Genomic DNA, 19640 nt, shown 5'->3' with positions numbered 1-19640 from the left:
ACATGATCTCGGCCGATCTGAACATCATCCTGCCGGAAATCCTGCTGTCGGTCTTTGCGATGGCGGCGCTGGTGGGCGCGGTCTACTCGGGCAAGGACAAGCTGGCGCCGCTGCTGGTCTGGATCACATCGGCGCTGTTCCTGGCGCTGGCCTTCTGGATCGGAACGACAGGAGAGGGCACGCAGGTGGCCTTCAACGGCATGTTCGTGAACGACGGGTTCGCGCGCTTTGCCAAGGTGGTAATCCTGGTTTCGGCGGCCTGCGTGCTGCTGATGAGCGAAAGCTACATGCAGCGCCGCGGCCTGTTGAGGTTCGAATATCCGTTGCTCATCACGCTGGCCGTGGTCGGCATGATGATGATGGTCTCCGCCGGCGACCTGATGGCGCTCTACATGGGGCTGGAGCTGCAGTCGCTCGCGCTCTACGTCGTGGCCTCGCTGCGCCGGGACAGCGCCAAGTCGACCGAGGCGGGGCTCAAGTACTTTGTGCTGGGTGCGCTGTCCTCGGGCCTGCTGCTCTATGGTGCCTCGCTGACCTACGGGTTTGCCGGGACAACCCTGTTCTCGGGCATCATCCAGACCGCGACCGAGGGGCAGATGCCGGTTGGTCTGCTGATCGGCCTGACCATGCTGATCGCGGGCCTGGCCTTCAAGGTCTCGGCCGTGCCCTTCCACATGTGGACACCGGACGTCTACGAAGGCTCGCCCACGCCGGTCACCGCCTTCTTTGCCACCGCGCCCAAGGTGGCGGCGATGGCGCTGTTCGCGCGGCTGATGCATGACGCCTTTGGCGAGGCGACCCGTGACTGGGGGCAGGTCATTGCGCTCTTGTCGGTGCTGTCGATGTTCCTGGGCGCGATCGCCGCGATCGGCCAGCGCGACATCAAGCGTCTGATGGCCTATTCCTCGATTGCCCATATGGGCTATGCGCTGATGGGTCTTGCCGCAGGCACAGAACTGGGCGTGCAGGCGATGCTGATCTACATGGCGATCTACGTCACCATGAACGTCGGCACCTTTGCCTTTATCCTGTCGATGGAACGCGACGGCCAGCCGGTGACGGATATCCAGAGCCTGGGCATGTATTCGACCAAGGAGCCGGGCAAGGCGCTGGCCATGCTGGTGCTGCTGTTCAGCCTTGCGGGCGTGCCGCCGCTGGTGGGTTTCTTCGGCAAGCTCTACGTGCTGCGCGCCGCCTATGACGCCGGTCTGGCCTGGCTGGCGGTGGCCGGTGTGGTCGCCTCTGTCATCGGGGCCTTCTACTATCTGCGGATCGTCTACTACATGTACTTTGGCCAAGACCGCGAGGACGCGCTGGACGGGGGCAAGTCGCCAGTGCTCTGGGGGTTCCTGATGGTCTCGGCGGTGATCATGGTGGCCGGTGTGGTCAACCTCTTCGGCATTGAGGGCGTCGCCCAGGCGGCGGCGGCGACGCTGGTGAACTGATCCGGTGGCGGCGCGCCCTTCGGGCGCGCCGTATCGGGGGCTCCGCCCCCGCCTTCGGCTCCCCCGAGGTATTTGTAGCCCAAAGAAACACGGAGGAGCGCCCATGACCCACTGGCCCGAGGGATATGGACGGCGGGTGCTGGCCGAGGTGGACAGCACCAATGCCGAAGCGGCACGGATCGCCGCGGGGCTGAGCGGCCCGGAATGGATCCTTGGGCAGCGCCAGACCGCCGCGCGCGGCCGGCGCGGGCGCCCCTGGGTGAACCCCGCAGGCAATTTCGCCGCAACGCTTGTGATCCGCCCCGAGGATGCCCCCGACAAGCTGGCCCTGCGGTCCTTCGTGGCGGCGCTGGCGCTTTACGATGCCTTGGCCTCGGTGACGGGGACCGAGACCGGGCTGGCGCTGAAATGGCCCAATGACGTCCTGCTGAACGGTGGCAAGCTGGCCGGTATCCTGCTGGAGGGGATCGGCGGTCCGGGCGGACACCTGGCCATCGGGATCGGCGTCAACCTTCTGTCCGCGCCGGGGCGGGAGGCGGTGGAACCGGGCGCCGTGCCGCCTGTGTCACTTCTTGGGGAAACCGGTGTGCGTGTCTTGCCAGAGACCTTTCTCGAGGTGCTGGCCACGGCATTCGCCGCCCATGAAGCCCGGCTGACCAGCTACGGGTTCGAGCCGATCCGGACGCTCTGGCTGGCCCGGGCGGCGCGCCTCGGAGAGGTGATCTCCGCGCGTACCAGCCGGGACAGTGTCACCGGCGTCTTCGAGACGGTGGACGGCACCGGCCAACTTGTCCTAAAGACGCCCAAAGGCCGCGTCAGCGTGGCCGCGGCAGAGATCTTTTTCGAATAGGCGGGCCTCATGCTCTTGGCCATCGACTGTGGCAACACCAACACCGTCTTCTCGATCTGGGACGGTCACGAATTCATCGCCACTTGGCGCACCGCGACCGAGCACCAGCGCACGGCGGACCAGTATTACGTCTGGTTGTCGACGCTGATGGCGTTTCAGAAAATCGAGGCGGACATCACCGATGTCATCATCTCGACGACGGTGCCGCGCGTGGTGTTCAACCTGCGGGTCCTGTCGGACCGATATTTCCACACCCGGCCCATCGTCGTCGGCAAACCGGACTGTGCCTTGCCCGTCTCCGTGCGGGTGGACGAGGGCACCCAGGTCGGCCCCGACCGGCTGGTCAACACGGTGGCGGGTTTTGACCTCTTTGGCGGTGACCTGATCGTGGTGGATTTCGGCACGGCCACCACCTTTGACGTGGTCGACGAGGACGGGGCCTATGTTGGTGGTGTCATCGCGCCCGGCGTGAACCTCAGCCTGGAGGCGCTGCACCTGGCCGCCGCCGCCCTGCCGCATGTGGACATCACCAAGCCGCAGCGCGTTGTAGGCACCAACACGGTGGCCTGCATGCAGTCCGGCGTCTTTTGGGGCTATGTCGGGCTGGTGCGCGAGATCTGCTCGCGCATCAAGGCCGAGCGTGAGCGCCCCATGAAGGTCATCGCCACCGGCGGGCTGGCGCCGCTGTTCCAGCAGGCCGATCCGCTTTTCGACGCTTTCGAGGAATTCCTGACCATGCATGGCCTGGTCCGCATCTACAATCACAACAAGAACATAGAGGCCCAAGCATGAGCGACTCCAGACTGATCTACCTGCCCCTGGGCGGGGCCGGCGAAATCGGCATGAACTGCTATGTCTACGGCTATGGCAAACCCGGCGAAGAGCGGCTGATTGTCGTGGACATGGGCGTGACCTTTCCCGACATGGACACCACGCCCGGCGTCGACCTGATCCTGCCGGACATCACCTGGCTGAAAGAGAACAAGAACCGCATCGAGGCGCTGTTCATCACCCACGCGCACGAGGATCACGTCGGCGCTGTGGGACACACCTTCGACGCGTTGGGGGTGCCGATCTATGCCCGTGCCTTCACCGCCAACATCGCGCGCGGCAAGCTGGCGGAATATGGCGTCGAGGGCAAGGCGGTACGGACCACCTCGGCCTGGCCGGAAACCGTCAAGGTCGGACCGTTCACGGTGGGCTTTCTGCCGATTTCGCACTCGATCCCCGAAAGCAGCGCGCTGGTGATCGACACGCCTGCGGGCCGGGTGATCCATACCGGCGATTTCAAGCTGGACGTGACACCGCTGGTGGGCGAGGCATGGGACCCGGCACTTTGGGAGTCCGTGTCCAAGGACGGGGTCAAGGCGCTGGTCTGCGATTCCACCAACGTGTTCTCTCAACACGCGGGCCGGTCCGAGGCAACCGTCGGCCCGGCGGTCGAAAAGCTGGTGAGCGAGGCGCGCAACATGGTGGTGGCCACGACCTTTGCCTCCAACGTGGCGCGGGTCAAGACGCTGGCCGAGGCGGGCGACCGGGCCGGGCGGTCGATCTGCCTTTTGGGTCGGGCCATGCGGCGGATGATCGAGGCGGCGGTGGAAACCGGCGTCCTGTCGGGTTTTCCCAAGGTGATCGGCCCCGAGGACGTCAGCCAGATGCCGCGCGAGAACGTCATGCTCCTGGTCACTGGCAGCCAGGGCGAGCGGCGGGCCGCCAGTGCCCAGCTGGCACGGGGCAAGTACAACGGGATCGAGCTGAAGGCAGGCGACCTGTTCCTGTTTTCCTCCAAGACGATCCCGGGCAATGAACGCGACGTGATCCGCATCATGAACCAGCTCAGCGAAAAGGGCGTGGACGTGGTGGATGACGCGATGGGCGATTACCACGTTTCGGGTCACGCCAACCGGCCCGACCTGGAGACGGTGCAGAACCTCGTGAAACCGCAGATGGTGGTGCCCATGCACGGCGAACACCGTCACCTGCGGGAGCATGTCAAACTGACGAGTCAGAACGGCCGCGCGGGGGTGCTGGCGGTCAACGGCATGATGATCGAGCTCAGCGGCAACGAGCCGCGCGTGGTCGAATACATCGAGACCGGGCGCACCTACCTGGATGGCAGCGTGCAGATCGGCGCGCTGGACGGGATCGTGCGCGACCGGATCCGCATGGCGCTGAATGGCCATGTGGTGGTGACCGTGATCCTGGACGAGGACGACGAGCCGCTGGGCGAACCTTGGTGCGACCTTATGGGCCTGCCCGAACAGGGCCGCAGCCATGCGCCGCTGGTCGACATCCTCGAAGAGGACCTGTCGCAGTTCATGGGCCGCGCCGGGGGCAAGACGCTGACCGATGACGACAAGCTGGAAGAGGGGCTGCGCCGCGTGGCCCGGCAGACCGCCATGAACGAGATCGGCAAGAAGCCCGAGGTGACTGTGGTCGTCAGCCGCCTCAGCTGACCGTCGGCGGAGATTGGCGCCTGTAGCGAAAGAAGGCCGGCCCGGACGAGGCCGGCCTTTGCCGTAAATAGCGCCGGTGACCGGTCCGCGGGCATAAGGCGGCGTGGCCGCCTCAAGTCTTGCCACTGCATTGGACAGCGCGCCGCGAATGGCCTCTGGGCACGGTCGCTTTGTTAGCCGAGGATAGCTGTGAGGTAGTCTTTCAACGTTACTTCGCCCCGGATCGGCTCATCTTCTGGCATCGTCTCCCCGTCGATGACCCGGCGGGTCATACAGGCATAGGACGCTGCGGCTTCATCCGAGAACCCGAACTCTCGGAAAGTGTTTTCGAGGGCATTGCGGGGGACTTCCTGAATCTTCACTTTCCGGGCCATCACCTCCGCAAAGGTGGCGGCGACATCATTTGCCGAATAGCGATCCGGTCCCTCAAGATGCTCGACACCTACATCGCCGGTTCCAGACATAAGACGTCGGGCGGCGGCTTTTCCAAGGTCGGCCGGGGCCACCATCGGAATTGACAGATCGGCTGGAAAGAAACTGGGCAGTGTGCCGTTTGCTTGCACCGGATCGACCATGCCCGCCCAGTTGCTCATGTAATATCCGGCCCGGTTGATCGCGGCTGGAATGGATTGCGTTTCCAAGGCCCGTTCAAACTCATGCAGGACAGTGAGGTCGCCGCAGCGCTGGCCCTCGAAGGCCCCATAGGTCGATGCCGCGACGACCTTTTCAAGACCCGATCCATCCAGAGCCGAGACGATTGCGGCCACGTTTTCACGCTCTTCCTCGTCCGTGTCGCCTGTGGGGTCCGCTGGTGGGTTGAGCAGAAAGGCCCGTTTGGCGGTCTGGAAAATGCGACGTAGCGCATCGATGTCACGAATGTCGGCGACTGCGATCTTCGCCCCGGCATTTTCAAGGTCTTTGCCGTGGCTTTCATCGCGGGTAACGATCGTCACCTTCTGGCCCTCGTCCAAGAGCGCGCGCGCCGTTGCCGATCCGACCTGCCCGGTTCCACCAAGGATCACATACATCCCGATCTTCCATTCATATTTCGACCAAGGCTTTTCACATTCCGATAGATGGCGCGTTTGTATTCTGCGCGGCAGCGGTCGAGTGTCTTTGCCGAAGGGGCTGAAGGCGTTGAAGAAGTCGGCCTGACCGTTGCATCCGATAAACATACCTGTAGTGGCCGTTTCTCGAAAGCGGCCATTCGCCCAAAGGAATCGGAGTCCGCGCTGCCGTCGTCCAGGTCAGACCGTTCGAGAAGTTCTCTGCGAGAGCGCTTCTTCGGTGTGACATCGAAGTTGGTGTGCTCCGCGGCGGAACATGCACCCCGAAATGAAAAAGGCCGGCCCAGAAGGGCCGGCCGTTTTGTTCGATAGCCACGCGATCAACCCGCGCGGCGTTCCTCGAAACTCAGCGCAATGAACTCGGGCATGTGATCGCCCATGCCGACCACGGTCTTGTCGCGACCGCCACCGCCGCTGCGGCGGTCCGACGACCGGCCGCTGTCCTTGGACCGCGCCGGGCGGCTGTCGCCCTTGTCGCTGTCAGAGCGGCGGCTGCGGCTGCTCTTGCGCGGCTCGTCCTTGCGGGGCTCGTCCTTGGGGGGGTCTTCCTTGGCCTCGACAGGGGCCGGAGCCGGGGTCGGGGCAGGCGCGTCGGCGACCGGGTTGTCGATACGCGGAATGTCCTTCTGCAGCAGGCTTTCGACCGCGTTGAAGTATTTTTCATCGCGCGGAGTGCAGATGGTAAAGGCCTTGCCCGAGCGTCCGGCGCGACCCGTGCGACCGATGCGGTGAATATAGTCCTCCGCATGGCTGGGAACGTCGAAGTTGAACACATGGCTGACGGCGGGAATGTCCAGGCCGCGCGCCGCCACGTCAGAGGCGATCAGCAGGCGGACATCGCCGTTGCGGAAGCCATCGAGCGTTTTCGTGCGTTGCGACTGGTCCAGGTCACCGTGAATCGGCGAGGCGTTGTAGCCATATTGCTTGAGCGATTTCGCCACCACGTCCACATCGACCTTGCGGTTGCAGAAGATGATGGCGTTGGTGCAGGCCTCGCCCTCGGCGTCGATCAGCGCGCGCAGAACCTTGCGCTTTTCGCTGCCTTCGCGGTCCTTGCGGCTGGGTTTGAAGACAACCGCGGCCTGTTCGATGGTCTCGGACGCCGTGGCCTGCCGGGCAACCTCGATCCGCTGGGGCGCGGAGAGGAAGGTGTTGGTGATGCGCTCGATCTCGGGCGCCATGGTGGCGGAGAAGAACAGCGTCTGGCGGGTGAAGGGCGTGAGGCTGAAAATCCGCTCGATATCGGGGATGAAGCCCATGTCGAGCATCCGGTCGGCCTCGTCCACCACCATGATCTCGATGCCGGTGAGCAGCAGCTTGCCGCGTTCGAAATGGTCCAGCAGGCGGCCCGGTGTGGCGATCAGCACGTCAACACCCTTGTCGATCAGCTGGTCCTGTTCCTTGAAGGAAACGCCACCGATCAGCAGCGCCTTGGTCAGCTTGACGTATTTCGAATAGGTGTCGAAGTTTTCCGCCACCTGCGCGGCCAGTTCCCGCGTGGGGCACAACACCAGGCTGCGCGGCATCCGCGCGCGGGCGCGGCCACGGGCCAGCTTGCAGATCATCGGCAGGGTGAAACTTGCGGTCTTGCCGGTGCCGGTCTGGGCGATGCCGAGGACATCCTTGCCGTCGAGCGCGTGTGGGATGGCGCCTTCCTGGATCGGCGTGGGTGTCGTGTAGCCGGCCTCTTCGACGGCTTTCAGGACTTTCGGGCTGAGGTTCAGATCAGAGAATTTGGTCATTTATGTCCGATTGGTTTGCGGACACTTTGCCTGGCCCGCGCATCTGATGGGGAGCGGACCCGTATGGCCCGGTGGCAATGCGTTCATCCCCGTACTGTGGCCTGCCATAGTCAAAACTCTTTGAAACGTCAATCAAAGCTTGCACCGACGTGGCAGGAGGTGGTGCATCCGGTTTCCTGAATGGCGACAATGCCCAGGTGTCAGCCCGGACTGACCCCCGGAAAATGCTGTGTGCGCAGCCTGTCCAGATCCATGACATGCCGACGCAACAGGTCGTGCGCCTCCAGCCGGTCGCAAAGAGCGCGGTCGGCCACGCAGACTTCGTCGAAAAAGGCGCGCAGCGCGGGTTCGCCGCCCGCGCCCTCGATGCCCCGGAACAGGTCATGAAGATTGACCGCATCCGCCTGACGCACCTGCGGTTTCAGCTCGGCACGGTAGGACCCGCGGGACAGGCGGAACCGGTAAGAGGCCAGGAAATGATCCCAGCTGTCGGCATGGAAATGGCCCAGTTCGATCCCGGGCAGGGGGACCTGTCCGGGATTGTGATTCCCGTTCAGGATCACGTTGTGAATCCTGACCTGCAGTCCCTTGGTGCCGGGGCGAAAGAACAGCTTGCCCGCGACATGGCTGAGGAAGCCGCCCGAAAGCTGCCGTCCCCAGGTGGGAAAACAGGCGCCCGCCGCCCGCTGGCGGGCGGCCTGGTCGAGGTGGAAGGCCTTGAAGGCAGTTTCGCCCGGCGCGGTGCCGCTGCCCGGCGCCAGCGCCTCTACTGGGCGGATTCGGGCGCAGAGCGCATCCTCGGGCAGGGCGGCCAGTTGCTCACCCACCGGGGAGGCGGGCAAGAGGAACTCGTCCACGTCGATATGCGCCAGCCAGTCGATCTCTGGCTTGCGGTTGTTGGCGTGCCGCGCATTGGCGGCCTGTCGCGCCTGGTGTTTCTCGGGCCGCCCGTTGCGCTTGGCCCACCAGGCGTCATCGGTGGTGACCACGCGGATTTTCGGATGCGCTTTGAGCGTGGCGAAAGTCTCTGGCGCGGGCTCATCAAGGTAGACATACAGCCGGTGCGCCCCCAGTTCGAGGTGCCAGGCGGCGAAGTTCAGGATCGCCCTCAGCGGCGCCTTGACTGTCGTGACCGTGCCCCAGCGGATCACGGCAGGGTCCCGAAAACGCGTCTTACGCTGGCGTCAAAATCGAAGTCATGCGCCAGAAGCATCCCGTGCCGCGACAGGCGGTCGCGCAGGTCGGGCGTGTCGGCGCAGATCTCGTCGAAGAAGGCGCGCAGGCCTGCCTCGCCTTCCTCGGCCTGGAGGTAGGACAGCAATTCGCCCTGTCCCATCTCTGGCCGCGCGTCGCTGGCCCGGTAAGACCCTTTCTCGCGGCGAAAATCGAGGTGGCTGCGGAAATGCGCCCAGTCGGGGGCGTGGAGATGGGCCAGGTAGATGCCGTCAGGCTTGATCCGGTTGGTCGCGTCCTCGCCCTTGTATTTCAACGTGTGGATGCCCAGCCGCGTGTCGGGGATGCCCGGACGGGCAAAGATCTTGCCGCCGGTATGGCTGAGAAAGCCGCCGAAAAGATGCAGGCCGAAGGTGGGATAGATTTCCTGCAGCTGGGATTTCTTGATGCCCGCCTGCTTGTGCGTCAGCTTGAAATGCCGGGGCGGCCCGTCCTCGCGCGCCAGCGCCTCTGCCGGGGGGATTCGGGCGATGGCCTTGTCCTGGGCGACCCCGGACAGGATCTCGGCCACGGGGCGGTTGGTGAGCAGGAACTCGTCGTGGTCGATATGCCCCAGCCAGTCCAGCGCCTCGGCGCTGGCGCGCAGGGCGCGGGTGGCGTTGAAGGCCTGTCGCAATTGGTGCTGGGCCATGCGGTTCCGGCCCGAGGCCTGCCAGTAGGCGGTGTCGCATTGCGTGACATGGATGCGCGGATGGCGCCCCAGAAAGGCTGCTGCATCGGCATCGGGCGCATCCAGGTAGAGGTGCAGCTCATGGGCGCCCATGTCGATGTGATGGGCGGCAAAACGCGCGATCTGCGGCAAGGGCGCCTTGACCGTGCTGACAAGGCCCCAACGCAGCGTTTCGGGCGTCTTGCGGGGGCGCGCGGGCACCGGCGCGTCGTTGGTCTGTGGTGAGGCCTGCCGGGTGCGCCGTTCCTTGCGGGCGGCCATGATGGCGAGGCGGCGAAAGACGCCCGCCGGATCGTGGATCAGCAGGTCCAGCAGGTGATGGGCGAGGGGGCGGATGACCGCGTCGCCCTCGGCCTCTTGCCAGAGGCGGGCGATCAGGTTCACGTCCAGCCCACCACCCACCAGCGCATAGCTGTCCATCTGCAAAGGCAGCTTGGCCTTGATGCGTTCGGTGACCGGAAAAGGTTTTTCCGGCGATTTGCCGCTATAGAGCCGCTCGCTCTCGTAGAGTTTCATCATCCCGAACAGCGCGGTCAGCGCCAGCCCGGTGCTGCGCTGGATCGGGGTTGCCCCGTGATCGCCGAAGGTGGTCACGGCAGAGACCAGCCAGCGCGCGTCGAGCTGCCCCAGCAGGTGATCCGCCTGTTCCGCCCACATGCGCTGAAAGAGCAGAGGCGCCTGATCCGGAAAGGCCCGCTTGCGCAGGTGCGAGATGGTCAGGCCGTGCAGGACCGTGAGTTCCGAAGACCCCTGAAGTTCCTCGCGCAACTGGTAGGTCTTTCGCTGGAGATTGTCGGCGAAGGGCGGTGCAAATGGCCCCTGTGCCGGGTCGATCACGGGGGATGCGGCCAGCGCGGCCAGGTCAACGTCTGCGGGTGGCAAGCCGCCATCGCCGGGCAGCGGGGCGCGGCGGGCTTCGTATTGGTCCAGAACGGCCTTGATGCCGCCCTTGTAGGTGGGTGTCCTGCTCATGGCGCTACAGTGGCTTTGGGCGCGTGCCTCGGCAAGTGGCGGAGCTGCGAAAACTGCGCACGGGCGGCGGCGATTGCATCTTTGTTCCGCTCCGGGATGGGTGTAGAGGGGCGCGCATGGCACAGTCTTCTTTCGAGTTGATCGCCCGGGACGGGCGCGCGCGACGCGGCGTGATCCGCACCCCGAGGGGCGAGATCCGCACCCCTGCCTTCATGCCCGTGGGCACGGCAGCCACCGTCAAGGGCATGATGCCCGAAAGCGTGGCGGCGACCGGCGCGGACATCCTTTTGGGCAATACCTATCACCTGATGCTGCGCCCCGGGGCCGAGCGGGTGGCGCGCCTTGGCGGGCTGCACAAATTCATGAACTGGGACAAGCCGATCCTGACGGATTCGGGCGGTTTCCAGGTCATGAGCCTGTCGGATCTGCGCAAGCTGACCGAGGAGGGCGTGAGTTTCCGCAGCCATATCGACGGCTCGAAACACATGCTGACGCCGGAACGCTCGATGGAGATCCAGAAGCTGCTGGGCTCGGACATCGTCATGGCCTTTGACGAATGCCCCGCCTTGCCCGCGGATCGTGACCGGATCACCCGGTCGATGCGCCTGTCGATGCGATGGGCGGCGCGGTCGCGCGAGGCCTTTGGCGATCGGCCCGGGCATATGCTGTTTGGCATCCAGCAGGGCGGGCTGGAAGAGGATCTGCGGGCCGAAAGCGCCGAGGCTTTGAAGGACATCGGCTTTGACGGCTACGCCGTGGGCGGCCTCGCCGTGGGCGAGGGGCAGGAGGCGATGTTTGGCTGTCTCGATTTTGCGCCCGGCATGCTGCCCGAGGACAAGCCGCGCTACCTGATGGGCGTGGGCAAACCCGACGACATCCTGGGCGCGGTCAAGCGCGGCATCGACATGATGGACTGCGTGCTGCCGTCGCGCTCTGGGCGGACCGGGCAGGCCTGGACACGGCGCGGGCAGGTCAACATCAAGAACGCGCGGCACGCGGACGATCCGCGCCCCTTGGATGAACACTGCTCTTGCCCGGCCTGCCGGGGTTATTCCCGCGCCTACCTGCATCATGTCTTTCGCGCCGGAGAGATGATCTCGGGGATGCTGCTGACCTGGCACAACCTGCATTATTATCAGGAGTTGATGCAGGGCATGCGCGACGCCATCGAAGCGGGCGATTTTGCGGGGTTCGAGGCGGATTTCCATGCAGGGCGCGCCGAAGGCGACATCGAACCGCTGTGATCCGCTGCCCATGACTTGAAGCGTGCGGCCCGCGTGCCATCCTTTTCCGGGTGGCCGAGAGAGGGAACGATGCGTGCTTGGGGTCTGGTCCTGACGATGGTCGTGGCGGGAAGCGCCGCGGCGGAATTGCGCCACCTGGAAACCTTTCCCGGCGTCCGGGCGGTGAGCCTTGCCTATGATGCGCAGGTCTGTGGCGTCTGGGTCGCGAGCGAAAACTCGGACCTGGTACTGCTGTCGCCCGGCGGGCGCGAGATCCTGCGGTTCGAAACCGACATGGGCTATGTGCGCTCGGTCACCGTGGCCGAGGACGGCGTGCTGATCGCCAACGGATGGGGCGACTTCCAGTGGCTCGACCGGACGGGCCGCGCGCTGGAGGCGGTGTTTTCGCTCAGCGCGACGATCCGCGATACCGAAGGGATGCACCGGGATGTGGACGGGACTTTCCTGGTGGTGGAGGACGACCCGTCGCGGCTGATGAGGGTAGCGCCGGACGGGACAGTCCTGATGGAGCTTTGGGGCGACCGGTTCGATCCGCCGATGGTCGAGCCGCAGGGCGTCGCGCGCGATCCTTACTCGGGTAATATCCTGGTGGTGGATGACAACGAGGGGCTGAACGCGCTGTTCGAACTGGCGCCGGACGGGCGGGTGATTTCGGTCACGCCGCTGTCGGCCTGGGGCTATGACGCCGAAGGGGTGGCCTTGCAGCCAGAGACGGGGACCTTGTTCATCGGGTTCGATGGCGGGCAGGCACTGGCGATCTTCGACTGGCGCCCGACGGAAGTGACCATCGAGGAGCCGCTGGATCGCGGTCCGCCCTGTTCCTTCATGTGAAGGCGGGCATTTGGTGGGCCGTCGGAGCGGGACTGTTTGCGGCTGCGCCGCAAAGGCGCCCGCCCGCCGACCCTGCCCTCACGCTGCGCGTGTTGGAAAGCTTCCGGACTCACCAGGAAACAGGGCCGTGCCTGTCCCCCGGAACCGCCCAACGCTGAAAGATGCCTGAGGCAAACGGCGGCGCGGTGCAAGGGCAAGCCGCCTGACGGCGGGGCTGCGCCCCCTTGCACCGCGCCGCCGTTTACCTCTGATCGGCATCAGCGATGGACGGCTCCGGGAAACAGGCTCTTCGGGCCGGGCGTCTGGAACATCGCGGGCAGGTCGGCGCGCAGGCGGGCCATGCCGCCGGGGCGCCAGCCCAGGGCGGGCAGGCGGGCGCAGATGAGCGGGTTGACCGGGCCTGTGCTGGGGTCGGGCGGCGGGTGCGGGCAGGTCGTGAGGCGTTGGACCTCGGTCAGCAGGTCGTGGCGGTCGAGCAGCAGGTCGGAGAGGTGGAAGGCGCCGGTCTCGCGGCTTTCCAGCAGGAGGAGGGCAGCGTCGGCGAGGTCGGCGCCATGGATCTCGGTGCCACGGCGGGGCGCGATGGGCCGGCCTGCGAGGTAGTCGGCGAAGAGGTCCTGCCACTTATGGTCCGGGCCGGGGCCGTAGACGCCTGTGGCGCGCAGGCTCTGCCCGGTCAGCGGCAGGGCCGAGAGATGCGCCTCTGCCGCCGCTTTGACCTGACCATAGAGCGAGGCGGGGTCAGGGGGGGTGTCCTCGGTGAGAGGGGTGCCCTCGGGCGCGCCGTCGAAGACCGCCCGGGACGACAGGAACTGGATGCGCGTGACGCCCGCCTCGGCGGCGGCATCGAAGAGATGCCTCGTGCCGTCGAGATTGGCCTGCAGGAAGCCGCGCGGGTCGTCGCCTTCGCCACCGCGGTAGCGCCCCGGGACATGGGAAAACGCGGCGTGGATCAGCGTGTCGACCCCTGCCAGGTCCGGCGCCGGGCCGCACAGGTCCCAGGGGCGGAAATCATGGCCGGGCAGGGCACGGCGGCCCAACACGGTGACTGGGCCGGGCAGGCCCGCCAGCAGAAAGCGGCCCACGAGGCCGGAGGCGCCGGTCAGCGCGATCATGAGGGGTTTGGCAGGCTGGACAGGTCGGGTGTCCGGCCTGCCGCATAAGCGCGCCAGAGGTCGATCAGCGGGCGCAGCCGGTCGGCCTTGGCGTGGTCCTGCCAGGGTTTTTCATACTGGAAATGCAGGACCTTGATCGAGTCCCAGTTCCAGAGCGTGGGCATGTTGAACCAGACGTATTGCAGCGTGTTGAACGTGACGGGCAACCCGTGCCAATCGGGAAAGTAGTCCTGCAGGAAGGTCTGATCCGTGCGCCGCCAGAAGGCGCCGGGGGTGTCGAGACGGGCCATCATGGCGTCGAAGGTGGCCTCGGACGGGCGCGCGGTGAAGACACCGGAGTTCATCCGGTGAAAATCACCGAGGCTTTCGTAGACGTTCGGCGCCGCGCAGAACTCGGGGAAGTCGAAGAGCCTGTCGATATTGCGCAGGACCAGCGTATCGGCATCCAGAAAGACGACACGGTCATAGTCCAGCTGCCAGAGACGCAGCTTGCAGAAATTGTCGAGCGGCGTGTGGAAAGCCGGCTTTTCGCCCTTGGTGAAGGGCGCGGCCCCATGCAGGGCCTCCCGCGCGTGGGCGGCGTTGAAACCCTCCGAGGTGGGCAGGAGGTCGGTTTCCACCAGTCGCGCGCCAAGGGCGGCGAGCGGCGCCAAAGCCTCGGCAGGGGCGCCGCCGGTGTGCAGGACGACGCGCTCCGCCGTTGTGCCCGTCGCATCAAGAGAGTGCAGCAATGCCTTGGCGCCCAACGCAAAATCCGCGTTGGTCACCAATGTCACATAGGCAAGTTTCACGACACGGACCGCAGCGCCTTGCCCTCGGGGTCATGGTCGACCTTGGCCGCGATGTCCTTGGTCCAGGCCGAAACGGCGGCCACGCGCGACCGGTCGATCCGGTGGGCGTATTTCTTCGCCACGTCCACGACTTCGGACAGCAGGCCTTCGGCCAGTGTCGTCGGGTTCAGGCCCAGGGCCAGGAACTGGTCGTTCTTGACGATCAGGTCGTTCTCGGGCGCTTCCTTGCGCGGGTTGGGCAGGTATTTCACCTCCGCTCCGGTCAATTCCGCCACCTTTTGTGCCAGGTCGCGGACGCGGTGCGTCTCGGTCATCTGGTTGAAGATCTTGACGCGGTCGCCCCGCTCCGGCGCATCCGCCAGCGCCAGTTCGATGCAGCGCACCGAATCCTGGATGTGGATGAAGGCCCGTGTCTGCCCGCCGGTGCCGTGCACGGTCAGCGGATAACCGATGGCGGCCTGGATCAGGAAACGGTTCAGCACCGTGCCATAGTCGCCGTCATAGTCGAACCGGTTGATCAGCTGTTCGTGGCGGCGGGTCTGGTCGGTGTGCGTGCCCCAGACGATGCCCTGGTGCAGGTCCGTGATTCGCAACCCGTCGTTCTGGGCGTAGAACTGGAACAGGATCTGATCGAGGCTCTTGGTCATGTGGTAGACAGAGCCGGGGCGCGTCGGGTAGAGGATTTCCTGCTCTTTCGGACCGTTGGGCGTGTCGATGGTCACGTCCAGGTAGCCTTCGGGGATCGGCGCGCCGACCGAGGAATAGCCGTAGACGCCCATCGTGCCGAGGTGCACCAGATGTGCGTCGATGCCCGATTCCACCATTGCGGCCAGCAGGTTATGCGTCGCATTGGTGTTGTTGTTGACGGTGTAGACCTTGTGGCGGTCGGTTTTCATCGAATAGGGCGCGGCGCGCTGTTCGGCGAAATGGATCACCGCCTCGGGACGATGTTCGCCCATCCATTGCTTCAGGCGCTCGTACTCATTGGCGAGGTCGAGCAGGTGGAAATGGATGGTCTCTCCGGTGACGTCCTTCCAGATGCGGCAACGCTCCTGGATCGAATCCATCGGGGTCAGGGACTGCACGCCGAGTTCGGTATCGATCCAGCGCCGGGACAGGTTGTCGAGGATATGCACCTCGTGCCCCTGGGCCGAAAGATGCAGACAGGTGGGCCAGCCGACGAATCCGTCGCCGCCAAGGATCGCGATACGCATCGGGGTCTCCTCATGGATGTTTTCGCGCGCTCAAAGCCGCATTAACGTTTGCCCGTAGGGTGCACAACCGGGGAAGTAAAATGAAGCTTTCTTGACAATTGCTGCCGTGGGAATGCCTCTTTCCAATTGAAAATGCTTTGTTTTCAAAGGCGGGACGCGGAATTGATACAGGGGTGATATCGGCGGATCGCCGCCGCCCGGTATATCGGGCGGCGGCGTGGAGCTATTGCCGGAACCGGATCGTGATCTGTTCGGGATAGTGGCGGGACGCCGTATCCGCCGGGTCTGCGATGGCCGTTTCGGGCAGGTGGCGCAGGGTCGTGCGGGCCAGCCGGGGGCCAATCTGTGCGCTGCAGTCGATGTCCAGCGGTTCCTGCGCTCCGGCATGGACCGGGATCGAGAGCATCACCGGGGTCGTGACGGTGACCGTCTGCCCTCCGCGCGCGATCTCGCAACGCGCGGTGTTCAGTTCCGCCAAAGAGGACGAGGCGCCAACCAGAAAGGCGCTGACGGTCACGGTTTCGCGTTGAAGGACAGGTTTGCTGGGCTCGGGCGGCAGCGCCACCGGCGTTGCCGGCGGATCGTAGTCCGCGGCGCAGGCCGAAAGGGCAAGCACGGCGGCCACAAGCAGCAGGCGCAGGGACATCAATCCTCGACCCCCAGCACCAGGTGGATATTTGCCGGGTAGTTGAACTCATCCTTGAGCGGATCGCGCGCGGCCTTGGCGATCCCCTTGGCGGCGGCGGTCAGGGCAATGCCCAGAATCCCGCCCGAGGTCGTCGAGGACTGGTTCATCCGCAACAGCGTCATGTTGATTGGCTTGACGGTCTTGTCCGTCCGCTCCTTGTCGGTGCGGCAGGTGACGGTGATCGGGTCCGCCGCACCCTTATAGGCGGGCATCTTGACGATTGCGGGGGTGACGAAGGCGGCTTTGAAGCCGGTCCCGGCCAGGGTGCAGCGTACACCGACCAGTTCCTGGTTGTCCTTGCGGCCTTTGGCGGTGCTGCGGAAGCTGCGGAAGGTGGTTTCGGAATAGCCCTGAACCGCCGCCTGGGCGCGTTTCTGGGTAAAGCTGACGGATTGCGGCGGGGTCTTCACCTCGGCGTAGTCGACACAGGCGGCCAGCAACAGCGGCAGGGCCAGGGGCAGGTAACGGATATTCATCGTCATTCGGCTCTTTGAAATTGCAATGGCGCGCTCTTAGGGGTGACGCCAAATGGCGTCGAGCCTGCGCAGAGTGTTTTTTTTATACGTGATACGGTCTGTGTGATCTTCCAGGCACGGGTATAATTTCCTGAATTGGGAATGACCCGTGTTTCCCGCGGGTTTCTCCGCAGATGGCGTGCGTGGCGCGCGTCCGGGACGCAATGGGCGGTTGCACACCGGGGGGCGTAAGGTCATGCTGCCCATCCAGGGCGAAGAGGTGCGTGCTTGAATTCCGGCGCAGTAACCCCATCTTTGACCCTCATGACCGGAGGCGACCTCAAGCTGCCGCGAAGCGGGGCAGGGACGTCTTGCCAAGAACAGGACACGAGCATGAAACAACCCCTCAATCCTTCCTACCCGGTGCTGCCGCTGCGCGACATCGTCGTGTTCCCGCACATGATTGTGCCGCTCTTCGTTGGGCGCGAAAAATCCGTGCGTGCGCTGGAAGAGGTGATGAACGATGACAAGCAGATCCTGCTTGCCAGCCAGATCGACCCTTCCGACGACGATCCGGACACCAGCGGTATCTACAAGGCTGGCGTGCTGGCCAATGTGCTGCAGCTGCTGAAACTGCCCGATGGCACCGTCAAGGTGCTGGTCGAGGGCCAGAGCCGCGTGCGCATCGACGAATACCTTGAAAACGAGAACTTTTTCGAAGCTAAGGCTGAGCACCTGACCGAGATGCCGGGCGATACCGCCTCGATCGAGGCGCTGGTGCACACCGTCGGCGAAGAGTTCGAGCGTTACTCCAAGATCAAGAAGAACATCCCCGAAGAAGCCCTGTCCGCCGTGGGCGAGGCCAACGACCCCGCGCAGCTGGCCGACCTTGTCGCCGGGCACCTGGGCGTCGAGGTGGAGCAAAAGCAGGAATTGCTTGAGACGCTCTCGATCAGCGAGCGGCTGGAGAAGGTCTATGGCCTGATGCAGGGCGAACTGTCTGTCCTGCAGGTCGAGAAAAAGATCAAGACCCGGGTCAAGTCGCAGATGGAGAAGACCCAGCGCGAATATTACCTGAATGAGCAGATGAAGGCCATTCAGAAGGAGCTGGGCGATGGCGAGGACGGCGAAGGCGAAATCGCCGAGCTGGAAGAGAAGATCTCTGGCACCAAGCTGTCCAAGGAAGCCCGGGAAAAGGCCGATGCCGAGCTGAAGAAGCTCAAGAACATGTCGCCCATGTCGGCCGAGGCGACCGTCGTGCGCAACTACCTCGACTGGATGCTGAACATTCCGTGGGGCGTGAAGAGCCGCGTGAAGAAGGACCTGAACAAGGCTCAGGAAATCCTCGATCACGACCACTACAGCCTGGAAAAGGTCAAGGAGCGGATCGTCGAGTATCTCGCCGTGCAGGCGCGCTCGAAAAAGCTCAAGGGCCCGATCCTCTGCCTCGTCGGCCCTCCGGGTGTCGGCAAGACCAGCCTCGGCAAATCGGTGGCCAAGGCCACGGGACGTGAGTTCATCCGCATTTCGCTGGGCGGCGTGCGGGACGAATCCGAGATCCGCGGCCACCGCCGGACCTACATCGGCTCGATGCCCGGCAAGATCATCCAGGCGCTGAAAAAGGCCAAGACCACGAACCCGCTCATCCTGCTCGACGAGATCGACAAGATGGGGCAGGACTTCCGTGGCGACCCGGCCAGCGCGATGCTGGAGGTTTTGGACCCCGAACAGAACGGGACATTCGTGGACCACTACCTTGAGGTGGAATACGACCTGTCGAACGTGATGTTCGTGACCACGGCCAACAGCTACAACATGCCTGGGCCGCTCTTGGACCGGATGGAGATCATCCCGCTTTCGGGCTACACCGAGGACGAGAAGATCGAGATCGCCAAGCGGCACTTGCTGGACAAGCAGGTCAAGAATCACGGGCTGAAGGCCAAGGAGTTCTCGATCACCGATGGCGCGCTGACCGATATGGTGCGGTACTACACCCGCGAGGCTGGCGTGCGGAACCTTGAACGCGAGATCGCCAAATGCGCGCGCAAGGCCGTGACCAAGATCGTCAAGAAAGAGACGGATGTGGTCGCGGTGACCTCGGACAATCTCGATGATTTCCTGGGCGTGCGGAAGTTCCGCTATGGACTGGCCGAAGACGAAAACCAGGTCGGTGTCGTCACTGGACTGGCCTATACCTCGGTTGGTGGCGATCTCTTGCAGATCGAGGCGCTGAAACTGCCGGGCAAGGGCCGGATGAAGACCACTGGCAAGCTGGGCGACGTGATGAAGGAGTCGATCGACGCCGCCTCGTCCTACGTTCGGTCCATCGCGCCGGAAATCGGGGTGAAGCCGCCGAAATTCGACAAGCTGGACATCCACGTCCACGTGCCCGATGGCGCGACGCCCAAGGACGGCCCCTCGGCGGGTCTGGCGATGGTGACCTCCATTGTCTCGGTCCTGACCGGCATCCCCATCCGCAAGGACATCGCCATGACCGGCGAGGTCTCTCTGCGCGGCAACGCCATGCCCATCGGCGGGTTGAAGGAAAAACTGCTGGCGGCCCTGCGTGGCGGAATCAAGACCGTTCTCATCCCCGAAGAGAACGAAAAGGATCTGGCCGAACTGCCGGACAACGTGAAGAACGGGTTGGAGATCATCCCGGTCAAGCACGTCTCCGAGGTGCTGGACATTGCCCTGGTCGGCAAGCCCGAGCCGGTAGAATGGGACGAGGCGGCGGAAGAAGCGGCCGCCGCAGCATCGGCCAAGAAGGCCGAGGATTCGGTGGCAGGCGCAACCGCGCACTGATCACTGGCCCGAAGGGTCTGAAAACAGGAACGCGCGGTGGGCAACCACCGCGCGTTTTCTTT

The 19640-nt window shown here is 64.6% G+C and carries 16 protein-coding genes; 7 read left to right on the top strand and 9 right to left on the bottom strand.

The window, feature by feature from the left end; translation table 11 throughout:
• Positions 1 to 2 precede the first annotated feature (2 nt).
• From nuoN to KZZ07_RS15990, 4 genes are all read left to right on the top strand, one after another.
• The gene (gene nuoN, locus KZZ07_RS16005) at positions 3 to 1445 is read left to right on the top strand and encodes an NADH-quinone oxidoreductase subunit NuoN (protein ID WP_219515707.1); all 1443 of its coding nucleotides are present in this window, start codon (positions 3 to 5) and stop codon (positions 1443 to 1445) included.
• Between the two features lie 103 nt (positions 1446 to 1548).
• The gene (locus KZZ07_RS16000) at positions 1549 to 2295 is read left to right on the top strand and encodes a biotin--[acetyl-CoA-carboxylase] ligase (RefSeq protein WP_219515704.1); all 747 of its coding nucleotides are present in this window, start codon (positions 1549 to 1551) and stop codon (positions 2293 to 2295) included.
• Between the two features lie 9 nt (positions 2296 to 2304).
• The gene (locus tag KZZ07_RS15995) at positions 2305 to 3087 is read left to right on the top strand and encodes a type III pantothenate kinase (RefSeq protein WP_219515702.1); all 783 of its coding nucleotides are present in this window, start codon (positions 2305 to 2307) and stop codon (positions 3085 to 3087) included.
• The gene (locus tag KZZ07_RS15990) at positions 3084 to 4751 is read left to right on the top strand and encodes a ribonuclease J (protein ID WP_219515700.1); all 1668 of its coding nucleotides are present in this window, start codon (positions 3084 to 3086) and stop codon (positions 4749 to 4751) included. The genes KZZ07_RS15995 and KZZ07_RS15990 overlap by 4 nt, the downstream gene beginning before the upstream one ends.
• Before the next feature lie 173 nt (positions 4752 to 4924).
• Here KZZ07_RS15990 and KZZ07_RS15985 read toward each other — a convergent pair whose 3' ends face one another.
• The 4 genes from KZZ07_RS15985 to KZZ07_RS15970 all read right to left on the bottom strand — a co-directional run bounded on the left by KZZ07_RS15985 (position 4925) and on the right by KZZ07_RS15970 (position 10435).
• On the bottom strand, positions 4925 to 5926 hold the full coding sequence (locus tag KZZ07_RS15985; protein ID WP_219515698.1) for an NmrA family NAD(P)-binding protein: 1002 nt from the start codon (positions 5924 to 5926) through the stop codon (positions 4925 to 4927).
• A 212-nt stretch (positions 5927 to 6138) separates the two neighbouring features.
• The gene (locus KZZ07_RS15980; protein ID WP_219515696.1) at positions 6139 to 7560 is read right to left on the bottom strand and encodes a DEAD/DEAH box helicase; all 1422 of its coding nucleotides are present in this window, start codon (positions 7558 to 7560) and stop codon (positions 6139 to 6141) included.
• Positions 7561 to 7760: 200 nt separating this feature from the next.
• Complete coding sequence (locus tag KZZ07_RS15975; RefSeq protein ID WP_219515694.1) at positions 7761 to 8711, bottom strand: glycosyltransferase family 2 protein; 951 nt, start codon at positions 8709 to 8711, stop codon at positions 7761 to 7763.
• Entirely contained in the window at positions 8708 to 10435 is a 1728-nt protein-coding gene (locus KZZ07_RS15970) for a glycosyltransferase family protein (protein ID WP_219515692.1), read from the bottom strand. Before KZZ07_RS15970 ends, KZZ07_RS15975 begins: the two co-directional genes overlap by 4 nt.
• A gap of 116 nt (positions 10436 to 10551) precedes the next feature.
• On the opposite strand from KZZ07_RS15970, the gene tgt reads away from it, so the two are divergent.
• Together tgt and KZZ07_RS15960 are read left to right on the top strand one after the other, a co-directional pair.
• Entirely contained in the window at positions 10552 to 11679 is a 1128-nt protein-coding gene (tgt, locus tag KZZ07_RS15965) for a tRNA guanosine(34) transglycosylase Tgt (RefSeq protein WP_219515690.1), read from the top strand.
• 69 nt (positions 11680 to 11748) lie between these two features.
• Positions 11749 to 12510, top strand: coding sequence for an SdiA-regulated/phytase-like domain-containing protein (locus KZZ07_RS15960; RefSeq protein ID WP_219515688.1), 762 nt, complete (start codon positions 11749 to 11751; stop codon positions 12508 to 12510).
• A 257-nt stretch (positions 12511 to 12767) separates the two neighbouring features.
• On the opposite strand, the gene KZZ07_RS15955 is transcribed toward KZZ07_RS15960, so the two are convergent.
• From KZZ07_RS15955 to KZZ07_RS15935, 5 genes are all read right to left on the bottom strand, one after another.
• On the bottom strand, positions 12768 to 13625 hold the full coding sequence (locus KZZ07_RS15955) for an NAD-dependent epimerase/dehydratase family protein (protein WP_219515686.1): 858 nt from the start codon (positions 13623 to 13625) through the stop codon (positions 12768 to 12770).
• Positions 13622 to 14416, bottom strand: coding sequence for a glycosyltransferase (locus KZZ07_RS15950; RefSeq protein ID WP_219515685.1), 795 nt, complete (start codon positions 14414 to 14416; stop codon positions 13622 to 13624). The genes KZZ07_RS15955 and KZZ07_RS15950 overlap by 4 nt, the downstream gene beginning before the upstream one ends.
• Complete coding sequence (locus tag KZZ07_RS15945) at positions 14413 to 15630, bottom strand: NAD-dependent epimerase/dehydratase family protein (protein ID WP_219515684.1); 1218 nt, start codon at positions 15628 to 15630, stop codon at positions 14413 to 14415. Before KZZ07_RS15945 ends, KZZ07_RS15950 begins: the two co-directional genes overlap by 4 nt.
• A gap of 223 nt (positions 15631 to 15853) precedes the next feature.
• On the bottom strand, positions 15854 to 16276 hold the full coding sequence (locus KZZ07_RS15940) for a hypothetical protein (protein WP_219515682.1): 423 nt from the start codon (positions 16274 to 16276) through the stop codon (positions 15854 to 15856).
• Entirely contained in the window at positions 16276 to 16800 is a 525-nt protein-coding gene (locus KZZ07_RS15935) for a hypothetical protein (RefSeq protein WP_219515680.1), read from the bottom strand. Before KZZ07_RS15935 ends, KZZ07_RS15940 begins: the two co-directional genes overlap by 1 nt.
• A gap of 366 nt (positions 16801 to 17166) precedes the next feature.
• Here KZZ07_RS15935 and lon point away from each other — a divergent pair, with 366 nt between their 5' ends.
• Positions 17167 to 19578: an endopeptidase La gene (lon, locus tag KZZ07_RS15930; protein WP_219515677.1), complete on the top strand. Its 2412-nt coding sequence runs from the start codon at positions 17167 to 17169 to the stop codon at positions 19576 to 19578.
• Positions 19579 to 19640: the final 62 nt, after the last annotated feature.

Origin of the sequence: Mameliella sp. CS4 (assembly GCF_019392335.1) — a bacterium.
GTDB lineage: Bacteria > Pseudomonadota > Alphaproteobacteria > Rhodobacterales > Rhodobacteraceae > Antarctobacter.
The sequence above is the reverse complement of the archived record's forward strand: the minus strand, read 5'-3'. Positions and strand labels throughout refer to the sequence as shown.

Excerpts from the sequence above, each read along its gene's own strand:
- lon (WP_219515677.1), top strand. The coding sequence starts at position 17,167 with ATGAAACAACCCCTCAATCCTTCCTACCCGGTGCTGCCGCTGCGCGAC.
- KZZ07_RS15985 (WP_219515698.1), bottom strand. The coding sequence starts at position 5,926 with ATGTTTATCGGATGCAACGGTCAGGCCGACTTCTTCAACGCCTTCAGC.
- KZZ07_RS15990 (WP_219515700.1), top strand. The coding sequence starts at position 3,084 with ATGAGCGACTCCAGACTGATCTACCTGCCCCTGGGCGGGGCCGGCGAA.
- tgt (WP_219515690.1), top strand. The coding sequence starts at position 10,552 with ATGGCACAGTCTTCTTTCGAGTTGATCGCCCGGGACGGGCGCGCGCGA.
- KZZ07_RS15980 (WP_219515696.1), bottom strand. The coding sequence starts at position 7,560 with ATGACCAAATTCTCTGATCTGAACCTCAGCCCGAAAGTCCTGAAAGCC.
- KZZ07_RS15970 (WP_219515692.1), bottom strand. The coding sequence starts at position 10,435 with ATGAGCAGGACACCCACCTACAAGGGCGGCATCAAGGCCGTTCTGGAC.
- KZZ07_RS15995 (WP_219515702.1), top strand. The coding sequence starts at position 2,305 with ATGCTCTTGGCCATCGACTGTGGCAACACCAACACCGTCTTCTCGATC.
- KZZ07_RS15940 (WP_219515682.1), bottom strand. The coding sequence starts at position 16,276 with ATGTCCCTGCGCCTGCTGCTTGTGGCCGCCGTGCTTGCCCTTTCGGCC.
- KZZ07_RS15935 (WP_219515680.1), bottom strand. The coding sequence starts at position 16,800 with ATGACGATGAATATCCGTTACCTGCCCCTGGCCCTGCCGCTGTTGCTG.
- KZZ07_RS16000 (WP_219515704.1), top strand. The coding sequence starts at position 1,549 with ATGACCCACTGGCCCGAGGGATATGGACGGCGGGTGCTGGCCGAGGTG.
- nuoN (WP_219515707.1), top strand. The coding sequence starts at position 3 with ATGATCTCGGCCGATCTGAACATCATCCTGCCGGAAATCCTGCTGTCG.
- KZZ07_RS15955 (WP_219515686.1), bottom strand. The coding sequence starts at position 13,625 with ATGATCGCGCTGACCGGCGCCTCCGGCCTCGTGGGCCGCTTTCTGCTG.
- KZZ07_RS15960 (WP_219515688.1), top strand. The coding sequence starts at position 11,749 with ATGCGTGCTTGGGGTCTGGTCCTGACGATGGTCGTGGCGGGAAGCGCC.
- KZZ07_RS15945 (WP_219515684.1), bottom strand. The coding sequence starts at position 15,630 with ATGCGTATCGCGATCCTTGGCGGCGACGGATTCGTCGGCTGGCCCACC.